Source organism: Streptococcus sp. Marseille-Q3604, from assembly GCF_916619785.1.
Classification (GTDB): domain Bacteria; phylum Bacillota; class Bacilli; order Lactobacillales; family Streptococcaceae; genus Streptococcus.
The window spans coordinates 573241-588034 of sequence record NZ_CAKAKM010000002.1 but is presented as its reverse complement, the minus strand read 5'-3'; the positions used below and the strand labels follow the sequence as shown (position 1 = coordinate 588034).

15 protein-coding genes are annotated in these 14794 nt (G+C 37.6%); 5 read left to right on the top strand and 10 right to left on the bottom strand.

Annotated features, from left to right (window positions below):
- Window positions 1–118: 118 nt before the first annotated feature.
- The 3 genes from LG375_RS07290 to LG375_RS07280 are packed head-to-tail and all read left to right on the top strand — an operon-like array spanning window position 119 to window position 1858.
- A complete protein-coding gene (locus LG375_RS07290; RefSeq protein WP_155222557.1) occupies window positions 119–445 on the top strand; it encodes a PadR family transcriptional regulator in 327 nt (108 codons plus the stop codon).
- Window positions 432–1016, top strand: coding sequence for a DUF1700 domain-containing protein (locus LG375_RS07285; protein ID WP_195413433.1), 585 nt, complete (start codon window positions 432–434; stop codon window positions 1014–1016). Before LG375_RS07290 ends, LG375_RS07285 begins: the two co-directional genes overlap by 14 nt.
- Window positions 1013–1858: a DUF4097 family beta strand repeat-containing protein gene (locus tag LG375_RS07280; protein WP_195413434.1), complete on the top strand. Its 846-nt coding sequence runs from the start codon at window positions 1013–1015 to the stop codon at window positions 1856–1858. Before LG375_RS07285 ends, LG375_RS07280 begins: the two co-directional genes overlap by 4 nt.
- Before the next feature lie 37 nt (window positions 1859–1895).
- On the opposite strand, the gene LG375_RS07275 is transcribed toward LG375_RS07280, so the two are convergent.
- The gene (locus tag LG375_RS07275) at window positions 1896–4265 is read right to left on the bottom strand and encodes a YhgE/Pip domain-containing protein (RefSeq protein WP_225745561.1); all 2370 of its coding nucleotides are present in this window, start codon (window positions 4263–4265) and stop codon (window positions 1896–1898) included.
- A 128-nt stretch (window positions 4266–4393) separates the two neighbouring features.
- On the opposite strand from LG375_RS07275, the gene LG375_RS07270 reads away from it, so the two are divergent.
- Window positions 4394–4933, top strand: coding sequence for a TetR/AcrR family transcriptional regulator (locus tag LG375_RS07270; protein ID WP_225745560.1), 540 nt, complete (start codon window positions 4394–4396; stop codon window positions 4931–4933).
- Window positions 4934–5007: 74 nt separating this feature from the next.
- Here the strand turns inward: LG375_RS07270 and LG375_RS07265 are convergent, their stop codons facing one another.
- A complete protein-coding gene (locus LG375_RS07265; protein ID WP_225745559.1) occupies window positions 5008–5370 on the bottom strand; it encodes a DUF1304 domain-containing protein in 363 nt (120 codons plus the stop codon).
- 115 nt (window positions 5371–5485) lie between these two features.
- On the opposite strand from LG375_RS07265, the gene LG375_RS07260 reads away from it, so the two are divergent.
- The gene (locus LG375_RS07260; RefSeq protein WP_003095232.1) at window positions 5486–5674 is read left to right on the top strand and encodes a hypothetical protein; all 189 of its coding nucleotides are present in this window, start codon (window positions 5486–5488) and stop codon (window positions 5672–5674) included.
- Between the two features lie 210 nt (window positions 5675–5884).
- Here the strand turns inward: LG375_RS07260 and rpsD are convergent, their stop codons facing one another.
- The 8 genes from rpsD to mnmA all read right to left on the bottom strand — a co-directional run bounded on the left by rpsD (window position 5885) and on the right by mnmA (window position 14761).
- Entirely contained in the window at window positions 5885–6496 is a 612-nt protein-coding gene (rpsD, locus tag LG375_RS07255) for a 30S ribosomal protein S4 (RefSeq protein WP_002885833.1), read from the bottom strand.
- Between the two features lie 197 nt (window positions 6497–6693).
- Window positions 6694–6996, bottom strand: coding sequence for a Veg family protein (locus LG375_RS07250; RefSeq protein WP_070577122.1), 303 nt, complete (start codon window positions 6994–6996; stop codon window positions 6694–6696).
- A gap of 25 nt (window positions 6997–7021) precedes the next feature.
- On the bottom strand, window positions 7022–8383 hold the full coding sequence (gene dnaB / locus LG375_RS07245) for a replicative DNA helicase (RefSeq protein WP_002892156.1): 1362 nt from the start codon (window positions 8381–8383) through the stop codon (window positions 7022–7024).
- Between the two features lie 43 nt (window positions 8384–8426).
- Window positions 8427–8885, bottom strand: a complete 459-nt coding sequence (rplI, locus tag LG375_RS07240; protein ID WP_002885729.1) for a 50S ribosomal protein L9 — start codon at window positions 8883–8885, stop codon at window positions 8427–8429.
- Between the two features lies 1 nt (window position 8886).
- Complete coding sequence (locus tag LG375_RS07235; protein WP_225745558.1) at window positions 8887–10851, bottom strand: DHH family phosphoesterase; 1965 nt, start codon at window positions 10849–10851, stop codon at window positions 8887–8889.
- Between the two features lie 73 nt (window positions 10852–10924).
- On the bottom strand, window positions 10925–12826 hold the full coding sequence (gene mnmG / locus LG375_RS07230) for a tRNA uridine-5-carboxymethylaminomethyl(34) synthesis enzyme MnmG (protein WP_225745557.1): 1902 nt from the start codon (window positions 12824–12826) through the stop codon (window positions 10925–10927).
- Between the two features lie 179 nt (window positions 12827–13005).
- Window positions 13006–13620 carry a MarC family protein gene (locus tag LG375_RS07225; protein ID WP_225745556.1) on the bottom strand — a complete coding sequence of 205 codons (615 nt, stop codon included), beginning with the start codon at window positions 13618–13620 and terminating at the stop codon, window positions 13006–13008.
- A gap of 19 nt (window positions 13621–13639) precedes the next feature.
- A complete protein-coding gene (mnmA, locus tag LG375_RS07220) occupies window positions 13640–14761 on the bottom strand; it encodes a tRNA 2-thiouridine(34) synthase MnmA (protein ID WP_225745555.1) in 1122 nt (373 codons plus the stop codon).
- Window positions 14762–14794 lie beyond the last annotated feature (33 nt).

The following is a 14794-nucleotide window of genomic DNA, read 5'->3' as shown; positions in this document are numbered from 1 at the left end:
TATTATATAAAATTTTTATATATAAAATATTGACATATATTTCTAAAAGAGATACACTCTATATGTAAAATAATTATATATATTTTTTATACATATCCTAGAAGCAAAGGAGCACACTATGTATTTTCCAACATCATCAATACTGATAGAGTTCTTAATATTAGCTATTATCGATAGAGAAGACTCTTATGGCTATGAGATTAGTCAAACAATAAAGCTTGCGGCTAATATTAAGGAGTCAACACTTTATCCTATTCTAAAAAAGCTTGAAAAAGCAGGCTATATGACCACCTATAACCAAGCGTATCAAGGGCGTAAACGTAAATATTACAGTATTACCCAAGAGGGAAAAGAGCAACTTCAATTTCTTAATGAAGAATGGTTAACCTATAAAGAAACTTTGGACGATATTCTAGAAGGGAGATTAAGACATGACAAAGACTGAATATATAGCCAAATTAACAAAATATCTACGAAAATTACCACAACAGGACTACGAAGAAGCTATAGAATATTTCATGGAATATTTTGAAGAGGCTGGACCTGAGAATGAAGCTCGGGTTATTGCAGAACTGGGTACACCTAAGGAAGCCGCACATGAAGTCATTAGTCGTCTTCTAGAAGAAAAGATTGTTGAGGACAAGAGCAGCTTACGCAATAAAACAACTATCCTTTGGATTGCGATTCTAGCTGTTTTAGCCAGTCCAGTCGCCTTACCAATTCTACTATTCTTCTTAGCTATGATAGTGACACTTCTTATGATTATTTTCGCAGTTATAGTGACTGCCTTAGCTCTTACTTTTGCTTTACTCATTAGTGGTGTTTACACTTTCTTTACAAGCTTTTCTCTCTTAAGTGTTTCACTAGCTTCAACACTGTTTGGAGGAGGTCTAGGTCTATTGATGTTTGGAGGAGCACTCTTACTACTTTTGATTTCGTTTGAAATCTGTAAACTTATTGTAAAGCTAATTGCCCTATTGATTAAATGGCTCATCAAGAAAGGAAGAAAATCATGAAAACTTGGAAAAAGATCATCCTCGGAGTGTCCCTTATCTCTCTATTTTTAGGAGGAGGATTCGTAGCTTGGGGGTATAGCCAAGGTGGCTTGACAGATTTACAAAATCAAACTAAAAGTGAGCAAGATTATGTCAAGAAAGAAGTTGATGACTTCAATAAAATTGATATTAAAAGTAGTAACTACAATGTACTTATTAAAACAGGAAACGTTGACAAGGCTACTCTTTCTTACTACCAAAAAGCAAAAACTCCAATTGACACATCTGTAAAGGATGGTCAATTGACTATCAATGATAACAACTCTGAATTAGATTCAACTTCTAACAAACATATTAACTTTTTCGGATTAAAAGATTTAGTAAAGCTTTCTACTCTCAACGAGGAAGTCAGAAATAAAACCATTGTCATTACACTCCCTAAAAAACAAACGATTGATTTTTTAAAGGTTGATTTAGCAACTGGAAATCTAGATTTAAGTAATAGCACCATCAAACAATCAGATATCAATCTAAATGTAGGGGACCTAACTTTTACTAAAATGATTGTCAGCAACCTAAAAGCTAACCTTGATGTTGGTAGTGTTGATAGTAATCATACACTTTTTACTAACTCAGATTTATCTATTGCAATGGGAGATTACTCTGGAGATAACCTAATTTTCAATGGTCACAATAAACTTGATGTTACATCTGGTGATATTGAACTAGCTCTTAAAGATTACACGCTCAATGTTCAAGCCGATAGTCATTCAGGAGAGGTAGACATCACAAATAGCCTTAAAATCTCAAAGGATAACTCACTAACCATTACCTCAGACCTCGGTGATATAACTGTTGAATAACATAAAAAGCCAGCTCACATTAGAGCTGGCCTTTAGTTTATTCATTTTCAGACTTTGGTCTATAAATAATAATACCTACAACTACAAAAATAAGTAAGAAAATGAATAACATACGTACTTGATCTGAGATCTGTCCTGTCATTGAAATAGTTTGACGAAGACCTGATACCGAGTAGGACATTGGTAAGAATGGTTGGATGACCTTAAAGAACTTAGGACTAAGTTCAATTGGATAAGTCCCTGCACTAGACCCTAGTTGCAAAAGCAGCATAATCATGGAAGCAAATGCGCCATATCTATCATTCCAACCTACAAGGGCTGTAACTAGCGCCATTAAAGTACATGCTGCAAGGAGAATCATACCAAATGTAGCTAATGGATGATTTGGTGCAACTCCCACAAATCGAATGGCAATATAAAGCGCAATAGCAGCCATAGTTATAATAATACCATTGATAAGTAACTTATTCTTAGCCCAATCAAAACGGCCCGTAAATTTTCTTCCTGTCAAGCTCTTAGCAAAGATAACATTAGTTGAAAGAGCGACAACCATAAGAGAAACAGAAATCATATATGGAGCCATTCCCACACCATTAGTGTCAACCTTATCCTTATCAGTTTTCTTCTCTTTGAGCGGAGCACTCACCATTTTTGCATTGTCTGAGTTTACAGAAACAAGAGAGAGTTGCTGATTAGCTTTGTTTAATGAATCAGATAATGTAGAAAGGTTAGTTGACAGACTTGTCAAACCATTTGTTAAGGTGTTTCCTCCAGTTGCTAATTGTTGAGCCCCTGTATTGAGAGCACTTGTACCACTCTGAAGAGTAGCAAAACCAGTCATTAAACTACTACTGTTAGCATCTAGAGCTTGAGCACCACTGGCAATCGTTGACACAGCACCAGTATAAGTTGACAAACCAGTTGAAAGTGAGCTTGCACCTGTTGCTAGAGTACTTTGAGCTGTTGACACACCTGATGCCACTTGAGTTGCTCCTGGTGATAATTGATTGACAAGTACTGAATTGACATTAGCAATATTAGCTTGCATTGATGATACCGTTGATGAAGCTACAGGAAGAAGTGCATTCGCCGAACTTGCAATGCCTGAGATAGATGTTTGTAGAGAAGCTAAACTACTTGAATCTCCGCTACTAGTTGTTGTCGTACCTGTCAAGCTAGATAAGGCTGTTGACATGCTTGACACTTCTGATGCAATAGTTGAAGCGTAACTACTAGCCGTAGATCCTGCGTTACTAATTGCCGATGTAATCTCTGCTTGTTGATCTGCCGTCAAGCTTTGATAAGCAGCTGTTCCTTGTACCGCAGCCAAATCATTCGCTTTGTCAGTGGCACTAGCTGTAGCTATAGAACTAGCCGCAGAAGAAATATTTGAAAGATAAGTCGCTATTGAACTTGTATCTACTGATGTTGTTGATGTTCCACTAGGTAATGATGTGTTACTTACCGCTGTATTGAGATTTTGAATTGCTGTATTTAAATCGGTTAAATTAGTTGACAAGGTTGACAACTGTGCTTGCTGTTCTTCAGATAAACTTGTTGCCGTAGCCATTTGATTGAGTGCACTTGACAAAGAATCTGCACCAGTAACTAAGGTACTCATAGCATCTGCTCCTGATACAAATTGACCTGCAGCAGAATTAACAGCCTCAGAGTTAGCGTTTAACTGTGACAGAGCACCTGACAAAGTTGACACACCTGAAGTATAGGCAGACGCGCCTGAACTCAAGGTATCAACACCTGTAGCCAATGTTTGTGTAGAGCCAGCAAGAGTTCCTAAGCCATTTGATAAGGTCTGACTCCCTGACTGAAGTGCGCCTGCACCTGCATATAATTGACTAGCCCCATTCGCTGCAGTTCCCATACCACCCTGAAGTTGAGACATACTCCTAAAGACAGCTCCAACATAAGTTGATGTAATATTTTTAGAAACAGTATCCTTCAACTTAGACATGGCAGAATCGCTCATTTTTGAAGAAACGAAGCTATGCCCTGCTGTTGTCTGATAAGAAATTTCAAGTTTCTTAGGATCATTTGTCAAAAGACTTGCTGCATTACTTGAGAGATTTTCTGGAAAAGTGATTACCATATAGTAGTCACCATCATCAATTCCTTTTTTGGCTTCATTTTCAGTCACAAAATGATAGTCTAGATTTTTATTTTTAGACATATTGTCTACCATATCATGACCAATATTTAGAGTTTTATTCTGGAAACTAGCACTCTTATCTTTGTTCACTACGGCTACTGGCATATGCTTTACATTTCCATAAGGATCCCACATAGAAGATAAAAAGATTAGATTATATAAAGCGGGTATCAATGAGACACCAATAATAGTTATCCAGAGCTTTGGACTTTTAAGAAGCGCCTTTAATTCTGCTAACATATTTCTCCTTTTTAGACATTGTGTTTATTTTTATGATATAATCAATTATAAACTCATTTACATGAAAATCAATGTTAAATAATTAGTTTTTGGACACATAGTCTAAAAGTGTATAAAAGGAGATTTGTATGTCAAAAGATCAAAGGCGAGGTCAAACTAAAAAAGCTCTTTTAGATGCTTTAGTAATATGCCTAAAAGACCAAGATTTCAATGATATTACTACCATTCGTCTGGTTCAAACAGCTGGGATTAGCCGTTCGAGTTTTTATACCCACTACAAAGATAAGTATGAAATGATTGATAGTTATCAGAAAGAGCTTTTTCATAAACTAGAGTATATCTTCGATAAATATGAAGGAAAGAAGGAGGGAGCCTTCCTCGAAATCTTTGAATTTCTTACTCGTGAAAAACTCCTATCAGCTCTATTGTCTACCAATGGATCAAAAGAAATTCAAGATTTTCTGATACATAAACTTCAGCGTATGATAGCTGAGGACTTCATTGTCCCTACTGCTGAAGAAAAATCTCTAAAAGGATTTGAGAAAGACTATGCCAGTATTTATTTTGCGCACGCTATTTTTGGTGCTTGTCAAGCCTGGATAAATAAAGGAAAAAAAGAATCCCCCCGAGAAATGACAGATTTTCTTCTACGATTTATTCCACAATAAAACAACTTCAAAAGCATAAAAAGCTGCAAACCATTTCAACAGTTAAAGCAGCTTTTTCTTTTACAATAAAATCCTTAAAATAAGGAAATGATAAGTGAAAGCAAGGTCAAGATTGCGGGTCCACCTTGCGTTAAAATAATTTTCTTATTTGCAGTTATAGCACCATAAATAGCAGCAAAGAAAACATTGAGTACAAAAACAGTTACAAGTAGCTGACTACTTGTGAAAATCCCATACAAGAGGAATACAGCAATCAAACCATTGTAAATCCCTTGATTTTTAAATAAGTTTGTAACAGAATCACGTTGAAGTTCTTCTTTACTCATATTGAAAACACGACTAGTCATGTCTGAATGTGTCGCAAAAGTTTCCAAATACATGATATAGAGATGCTCCAAAGCAACAATCCCAGCTAAGATTAGTGTAATAATAGACATAGTAGCCTCCTTCTTAAATAACTTTGACAGTATATCAAAAGTAAACTTTTAAAACAACATGTATGCTTCATACAATTTGAAATATGGTAAAATAAAGAATGAAAGAGAGGTTCTTATGACAAAGACAGAAGTAATCCAACGTCTCCAAAAAGATTTGGGAATTCCTAGATTTCAGGCTTATATAGAGGATAAAGATTACTCCGAAGAGGAGTACGACCAACTAAAAAAAGATTTTGAAAGCTATTTCACCAACTACGTTTCAAACGTTTCAGCAGATTTTGAAGGCGGATTGGATAATAAATAATTTATACCTCAAAATCATCTATCATCATGTTACGAATCCCTTAGTCACTTGTATCAGACTAGGGGTCTTTTTAATATTCGAAAACAAAAAGCCGTCTCATTCTATGAAATGGCTTTAGGAAACTTGTAACTGAACAAACCTAGAAATCAATGATTTAAGACAAACAAAAAAGCCCATAACAACGGGCTTTTCGATACAATAATCTTAAAATTAAAGCATTTTGTTGTAGAATTCAACGACAAGTGCTTCGTTGATTTCTGGGTTGATTTCATCACGTTCTGGAAGACGTGTCAATGAACCTTCAAGTTTTTCAGCATCGAATGATACAAATGCTGGACGTCCGATAGTAGCTTCTACTGCTTCAAGGATAGCAGGAACTTTAGCTGATTTTTCACGAACTGAGATTACTTGACCAACTTCAACGCGGTATGAAGGGATATCAACACGTTTACCATCAACAAGGATGTGACCGTGGTTTACGAATTGGCGTGCTTGACGACGAGTAGTTGCAAGACCAAGACGGTAAACAACATTGTCAAGACGACGTTCCAAAAGAACCATAAAGTTGAAACCAAGTGTTCCACCTTTAACTTTAGTAGCTTGTACGAACAAGTTACGGAATTGTTTTTCACCCAAACCGTATGAGAAACGAAGTTTTTGTTTCTCAGCCAATTGCAAACCGTATTCTGAAAGTTTTGAACGGTTGTTTGGACCGTGTTGACCTGGTACGTAGTTACGACGTGCCAATTCTTTACCTGTGCCTGTAAGTGAGAAACCAAGGCGACGTGATTGTTTCCATGATGGACCTGTATAACGTGACATTAATAATGTCCTCCTATAAAAAATATTTTTAGGAAATAACGTTTTAGATAAACCTGATTCGTTCAGAAAGACTTCGCCCAAACAGCAAAGGTTACTTTTCTAGCCGACTTCCTGTTGACGAGCTTCATTTTATCCTGCTATTATTTCACATACTTTAATAGTTTACCACGAAAAAAGGCCCAAGTAAAGGCTTTTTCTTATTTATTTTCGATTTCTGCTTGTTCCTCATGACTCAAATAACGAATGAGAGTCTTCTCAGTCAAAATATCTGAATAAGTGTAAGATTCAACATAACTATTATTAATAGCTCCTGCTTGGGAACTGAAGTCTTGATATTCAACAATAAACAATGATGGATAAACTTCTGTCAATCGACCAATTTTATTCTTTTCACGTTTACGACCATTCTCTAGGGTCAATTCTACTAGCTGACCTTCATGTGACTTAATAGCTTCCTTGATGTTTTTCATCTTAGCAACATCTGCAAATGCATCACTCATATATATATCTCCTTAAATCTGAAAATTATGATTCCTCAAACTGAGCAATCGATGAAAATTTATTGTATTCTTTTTGGAATAGTAACTTGACTGTTCCACGCGCACCAGCACGGTTTTTTTCTAGGATAACTTCGATGGTATTATCTTCAATCGCATTTTCTGGTTCTTCACCCTCTTTTCGGTAGTAATCATCACGATACAAGAAGGCGACAATATCGGCATCCTGCTCGATAGATCCTGACTCACGGATATCAGATAAGACTGGACGTTTGTCCTGACGTTGTTCAACCCCACGAGATAACTGACTCAAGGCAATTACAGGAACTTTGAGCTCCTTGGCCAGGATTTTTAACTGTCTTGAAATATCTGAAACCTCTTGTTGGCGATTTTCTGGTCGCGTACCTGTAATCAACTGCAAGTAGTCAATCACAATGAGACCAAGACCACCCTCTACTTCTTGTGACAATTTACGGGACCGTGCACGAATCTCAGTAATCTTTATACCAGGGGTATCATCTATGTAAATAGGTGCCTCAGCCAGTGCTCCTTGAGCAATCATAACATTATTCCAATCTTGCTCTGTCAATTGACCTGTACGTAAAGCATGAGAATCAATCATCCCTTCAGCTGCCAACATACGATCAACCAAGCTTTCTGCACCCATCTCTAATGAAAAGACTGCAACAGCTTTATTTTGCTTGGTGCCAACATTCTGAGCAATGTTCAACACAAAGGCTGTTTTACCAACTGCAGGGCGAGCTGCTAAAATAATTAATTGATCAGGGTGTAAACCTGTTGTAATCTTGTCAAGGTCACGGAAACCTGTTGGTAATCCAGTAACATCTGATGTTTGCTGGGAACGCATCTCCAAGGTATTAAAATTAACGTCAAGAACTTCAGATATTTTGCGGAAACCACTACGATTACTATGCTCTGAAACATCAACCAAGGCTTTCTCAGCATTCGCAATAATTTCATCAGATTCCGTTGCGCCCTCATATGCTTGGTTGACAGTCTCTGTCAGCCTATTTATAATACGTCGAAGCATGGCTTTCTCAGCCACAATCTTAGCATAGTACTCAGCATTTGCGGAAGTTGGTACACTATTGACCAAATCTACAAGATAAGAAATACCCCCTATATTTTGGAGGTCATCTTGGTCATCTAAAATGGTACGTACTGTCGTGGCATCAATGGCATCATTTCGATCCGACAGCGTTACCATTGCTTTAAAAATGACACGATGGGAATACTTGTAAAAGTCGTCTGCTTCGATAAATTCTCGAACTGTAATCAACTTTTCTGGGTTAATGAGAATAGCCCCTAGAACAGACTGTTCCGCTACTAAATCATGAGGTTGTACTCGTAATTCTTGAGCCTCTGCCACAATTATTCCCTCCTTTACAAGATTTACTTATAGTGTCAACGAATTACTCAGCACTATTTTTAATGTTAAGTTTAATTTGTGCGCTCACTTCTTTATGAAGCTTTACAGGAACCTCAATCAGACCAATCGCACGAATAGGATGTTCAAGTTCAATATGACGTTTATCAACTTTTATACCAAATTGTTTTTGAAGTCCTTCTGCAATCTTTTTGGCTGTAATTGAACCAAAAGTACGTCCGTCTGGTCCGACCTTCTCAGTAAATTGAAGACGATTTTCTTCTTTTTCAAGTTGCTCTTTAACTTGCTTCGCTTCAGCCAACAACTCTGCTGCATGTTTTTCTTCAGATTTTTGCTTGCCTTTCAACTCACCGATAGCTTGGTTTGTCGCTTCCTTAGCAAGATTCTTTTTAATCAAGAAGTTTTGAGCATAACCTGATGGTACTTCTTTAATTTCGCCTTTTTTACCTTTACCTTTAACGTCTTGTAAGAAAATAACTTTCATTTTAGTCCTCCTTGGGAGCCAACTCTCCCATAATAGTTTCAATCAATTTATTTTTTGCTTGAGCAACACTACAGTCTCGCAATTGGCAGGCAGCTAAGTTGAAATGGCCACCACCACCCATTCTCTCCATAATACGTTGTACATTAATCGTTTTATGACTTCGAGCAGAGATATTCACAGTAGAATCGCTTGTCCTAGCGACAACAAAAGTTGCTTCGATACCTGCCATAGAAAGCATCGTATCTGCTGCCTTAGAAATCACAACATTATTATAACATTTAGGATTATCACCTGAGGCAACAATGATATCATCTGTAATACGTTCACCTGCTAGAATTAACTCATTGATTCGTCGATATTCTTCAAAATCAGTAGCAGAGATTGTTTGGATTTCTCCACTATCACTTCCTAAACTACGTAGATAAGAGGCAACATCAAAGGTTCTACTAGTCACACGAGTTGAGAAATTTTTAGTATCCAGCATGATACCTGCCATAAGGATAGAGGCTTGGATTTTACTCAAACGTTCTGGGGCACCCTGGAATTGCAACAACTCCGTAACCAATTCACAGGCTGAGCTTGCCCCACTTTCAATAAAGGTCAAAACAGCATTTTCAGGAAAATCGTCATCTCGACGGTGATGATCTACCACAATAACTTCATTAAATCGATCATAAAAATCCTTAGACAAAGTTAAATTGATTTTAGAATGGTCAACCATAATTAGTAATGACTGTTGGTTGACTAACTCTTCAGCCTCTGAAAGTGTAATAAGAGGTGATTGATCATCTTCTTTTAAGCGTTCGACCGCACGCTCAATATCTGCATTCATAGCCGTATCATCGTAAACAGCATAGCTTTTTCGAACAATTTGACTAGCAAAATGAGCCATACCAACAGTGGCCCCTAGAGCATCCATATCGAGATTCTTATGTCCGACAACAAACACTTTTTCGACTGTTTTCAACTTATCTGAGATTGCAGTCATCATAGCCCTTGTTCTTGTACGAGAACGTTTTACTGTTGAGACAGAACCTCCTCCAAAATAAAGAAGTTCCTTGTGATCATCGTTTTCCTTGACAACAGCTTGATCTCCACCGCGAACTAGTGCGATGTTCAGATTCTGCAAGGCAACCTGACCGATTTGATCATGCTTAAGCGTACCGAACGAAATTCCCATGCTCAAAGTCAGTGGTAAACCACGCTCTTGAGCCTGCTGACGAAAGTCATCCAAGACAGAAAACTTTTGATCCATGAATTCTGTCAAAACACTGTAATTGGTGAAGAAGTAAAAACGATCGCCTTCAATACGTCGATAATGAATATGCTTGGCCTTAGCAAACTCAGAAATAAACCCTGCCACAAATGTATTGATTTTTGAAACATCGGCATCGGGTAAACTTCCCGTCACATCGTCATAGTTATCAACTGAAATAATCCCGATAACAGGACGAGTCATATTTGGATCAGCATTTTCATCTTGATCATAAACATTGTCAATAAAATATGTCAACTTATTGTCAAAATCCACAAAAGCGGCATATTTATTATCACCAACGGTTATCACATTCGAAGGTGAACCCTTTCGTTTCTGGGAAATAAAATCCGCAATCAACTGCTTATTGAAATTTCCATTTTCATCCGAAAGTACTAGCTTCGCATAGGGGTTGAACCATTCAATATGATCGTTCTCATCAAAAGTAATAACCCCAACAGGCATCTTTCCGAGAAGGGTCTTCAAAGAATCTTCAACATCCTGATTCAGTTCATCTAATTGCTCTATTTCTAAGGACTCATATGTTGTCTTTTGGTAATGCAATAAGGCAACAACTACTACCATAATAATAAAAAGCGCAAAAATGAGTGCAGACTCCGATTTTAGTACGCGAACAAAAATAGTAGCAATTCCAAAAAGAATTAACCCAATCATTACAAGATGAATCGTTGCAAAGTGAAATCTTTTCATATAAAACCTCTTAATCTAACAATTATAACATAAAAAAGCCTTAATTAAAAGGCTTTTAAACGTGTTACCACCGTTAATCTACTTTTCTGCGGGCCTTATTATTGCCTTCAAGATAAACCATCAGAATTGAGATATCTGCTGGATTGACCCCTGAAATACGACTCGCTTGACCAATGGTCTCAGGATTGATTTTCTTAAATTTTTGACGAGCTTCAGTAGCAATAGAATCAATAGCATCCCAATCAATATTTTGGGGAATCCTCTTTTCTTCCATACGCTTCATCTTAGCTACTTGATCCAAAGCTTTATTGATATAACCTTCGTACTTGATTTCAGTCTCAAGCAACTCTATAATCTTAGCGTCCAAATTTTCTGTAGCTGGACCCACAAACTGAGTAGCTGTGGCGTAATCAATCTCTGGTCTACGCATAAACTCTTTAGCTGTCATGGCATCTGTCAATGGCTTAAAGCCTAGAGCTTGAATTTTCTCATTCGTTTCTTTAATTGGTTTTAATTTTTCTTTTGACAAACGTGTCAACTCGCTGTCAAATTGATTTTTCTTAATTTCAAAGATATTCCAACGTTCATCGTCAACCAAACCAACTTCTCGACCAATAGGTGTCAAGCGCATGTCAGCATTATCATGACGTAATATGAGACGATACTCTGCGCGTGATGTCAATAAACGATATGGCTCCAAGGTTCCTTTCGTGACAAGATCGTCAATCATTACACCAATATAGGCATCACTACGTTTGAGAATAAGCTCAGGTTTACCTTGGACTTTCAGAGCTGCATTGATACCAGCAACTAGACCTTGACCTGCTGCTTCCTCGTATCCAGAAGTTCCGTTGGTCTGTCCTGCTGTAAAGAGACCTGAAATTAACTTCGTTTCAAGTGTTGCACGTAATTGATGAGGGAGCACGATATCATATTCAATCGCATAACCAGTTCGCATCATCTCTGCCTTCTCGAGACCTTTAATTGAGTGAATCAACTCTTTTTGAACATCTTCTGGCAGACTAGTTGACAGGCCTTGCACATAGACTTCTTCAGTCTCTCTTCCTTCAGGTTCAAGGAAAAGTTGATGGCGATTCTTATCGGCAAATCGGACAATTTTATCTTCGATTGATGGACAATAACGAGGTCCTACACCCTTGACAATACCTGAAAACATTGGTGCACGGTGTAAATTATTATTGATAATATCGTGGCTCTCTTGATTCGTATAAGTTAGCCAACAAGGTATTTGATCCTGAAGATAATCTTCATCTTTCGACAAGAATGAAAAATGATTTGGCTTTTCATCACCTGGTTGAATTTCAGTTTCTTCGTAATTAATTGATGATGCCTTAACACGAGGAGGGGTACCCGTTTTAAATCTTCCTATTTCAAGGCCAAGATCCCTCAGGTTATCTGCCAATGTAACAGATGCAAGGCTATTATTAGGACCTGAAGAATATTTGAGCTCACCTAGGATAATTTCACCACGCAAAGCCGTTCCTGTTGTTACAATAACCGCTTTTGCTCCGTATTTTTGATTTGTGGCTGTTCTGACACCAACTACCTTACCATCTTCAACAAGAATTTCATCAACCATTGACTGACGGAGAGTTAAGTTTTCCTGACGCTCAACTGTATGCTTCATCATCATAGCATACAAGGCTTTATCTGCTTGTGCACGTAAAGCTCTGACAGCAGGTCCCTTACCAGTATTCAACATTTTCATTTGAATATAAGTTTTATCAATATTTTTACCCATCTCTCCGCCGAGGGCATCAATCTCACGGACAACAATACCCTTGGCCGATCCTCCAATAGAAGGATTACATGGCATAAATGCTAGCATCTCTAGGTTAATAGTCGCTAATAAAACCTTACATCCCATGCGGGCTGCAGCTAGGGAGGCTTCTACACCAGCGTGACCAGCACCAACAACAATTACATCAAAATTTTCATCAAACTCGTAAGACATTTTTTAGATTTATGCAGTGATTTACAATCAACTGCCCCATCCTTTCTTTATTTTTTTCCTACAAAAATAGCCAAAACTCCAGAAAACTGTACGCAAAAACGTACAATTCTCATGAGCTTTGACCATCATGACTATTGTTAAAGTTATTTTATCAAATCAAATCATTTTGTCAATGCAAATCACTGTTTGATCAAGGTCTGCACACTGACGATAATCATCTGTATTCCTATCGAGAATAGTAAAAGTCCCATCATTTTCGTTATAATTTTCATCAAATTTTTTCCCAAGAAGCCTGCAATTTGTTTTGCACTTCTTAGTAGGAGATAAGTGATTACACATAGTAGAGCAAAAGCAAACACGGTTATTAGTTGATTCCGCAAACCTCCATTAGCCAAGCTTAAGGCAGTTGTAATTGTTCCTGGTCCTGCAAAAAGCGGCATTGCAAGAGGAGAAATAGCAATAGACATTGGATCTGAATTTACTGCTTGCTGCTCCATTCCTTTATAGCTGGGTGAATGATTACCATTAATCATATGATAACCGATAACGGCCACTAATATTCCACCAGCAATTCTGAAAGAAACAATTGTAATTCCAAATACTTTAAAAATGAAATCTCCTGAAAAGATAAAAACAGTTACAATAACAAAGGCAATCAAAAGACTCCTAAAAGCAATTTTTCGTGAAATTTTTTGACTATCATCTGCTACTAAAGCCATGTAAGCAGGAAGATTTGAAATTGGGTTCATTATAGCGAAAAATGCCATAAATGCATAAAAAAATTGAGAACTCATCGTTTTTACTTAACTCCAGTTAGACATACTGACAAACTTTTCCGTCTTTATACGCTTGGTCAATAATACCGCCGCCCAAACATTCCTGACCATCATAGAAAACAACGGCTTGACCAGGTGTAATAGCACGCTGAGGTTCAGCAAAAATAACCTCTGCTTTATCACCTTTAACCTTTACAGTAACTTTACTATCAGGTTGACGATAACGGAATTTTGCTGTACATTCCATTTCAAATTCTTCTGGCATATCTCGAGTAAAGTGAACTTGACTAGCCTGTAAACTTGTTGACATCAGTGCATCATGATAGAAGCCTTGACCAACGTAAAGAATGTTTTGACTAAGGTCTTTCCCCACTACAAACCATGGAGCATTGTCTCCACCCTGTTGTCCACCAATTCCAAGACCACCACGCTGACCGATCGTGTAATACATCAAACCGGCATGTTCACCCATATCTCGTCCATCTACGGTCATCATACGACCTTTTTGAGCTGGCAAGTACTGACTAAGAAACTCTTTAAAGTTCTTTTCACCAATAAAACAGATTCCTGTCGAATCTTTTTTATTGGCTGTTGCAAGACCTGCACGTTCAGCAATCTCACGAACTTCTGGCTTTTGTAGATGTCCTAAGGGAAACATCGTTTTCTGCAACTGCTCTTGCGAAAGTTGACTAAGGAAGTAGGTTTGATCTTTATTATTATCTGCACCACGCAACATATGGACAATGCCGTCTTCATCGCGAACAACTTGAGCGTAATGTCCTGTAGCCACATAATCTGCTCCCAATGTCATCGCATAATCTAAGAATGCCTTAAACTTGATTTCCTTATTACACATAACGTCTGGATTAGGTGTACGGCCTGCACGGTACTCTGCTAAGAAATACTCAAATACACGATCCCAGTACTCTTTTTCAAAGTTGACAGAGTAATAGGGGATACCAATCTGATCAGCTACTGCTGCTACATCTTTATAATCTTCGGTTGCTGTACACACACCAAATTCATCTGTGTCATCCCAGTTTTTCATGAAAACACCGATTACATCATAACCTTGCTCTTTTAAAAGTAAGGCTGTTACTGATGAATCAACGCCACCACTCATACCGACAACAACACGTGTTTTTGAATTATCAGTCATAGATAACTCCTCCCATCAAATAAAATTAACATA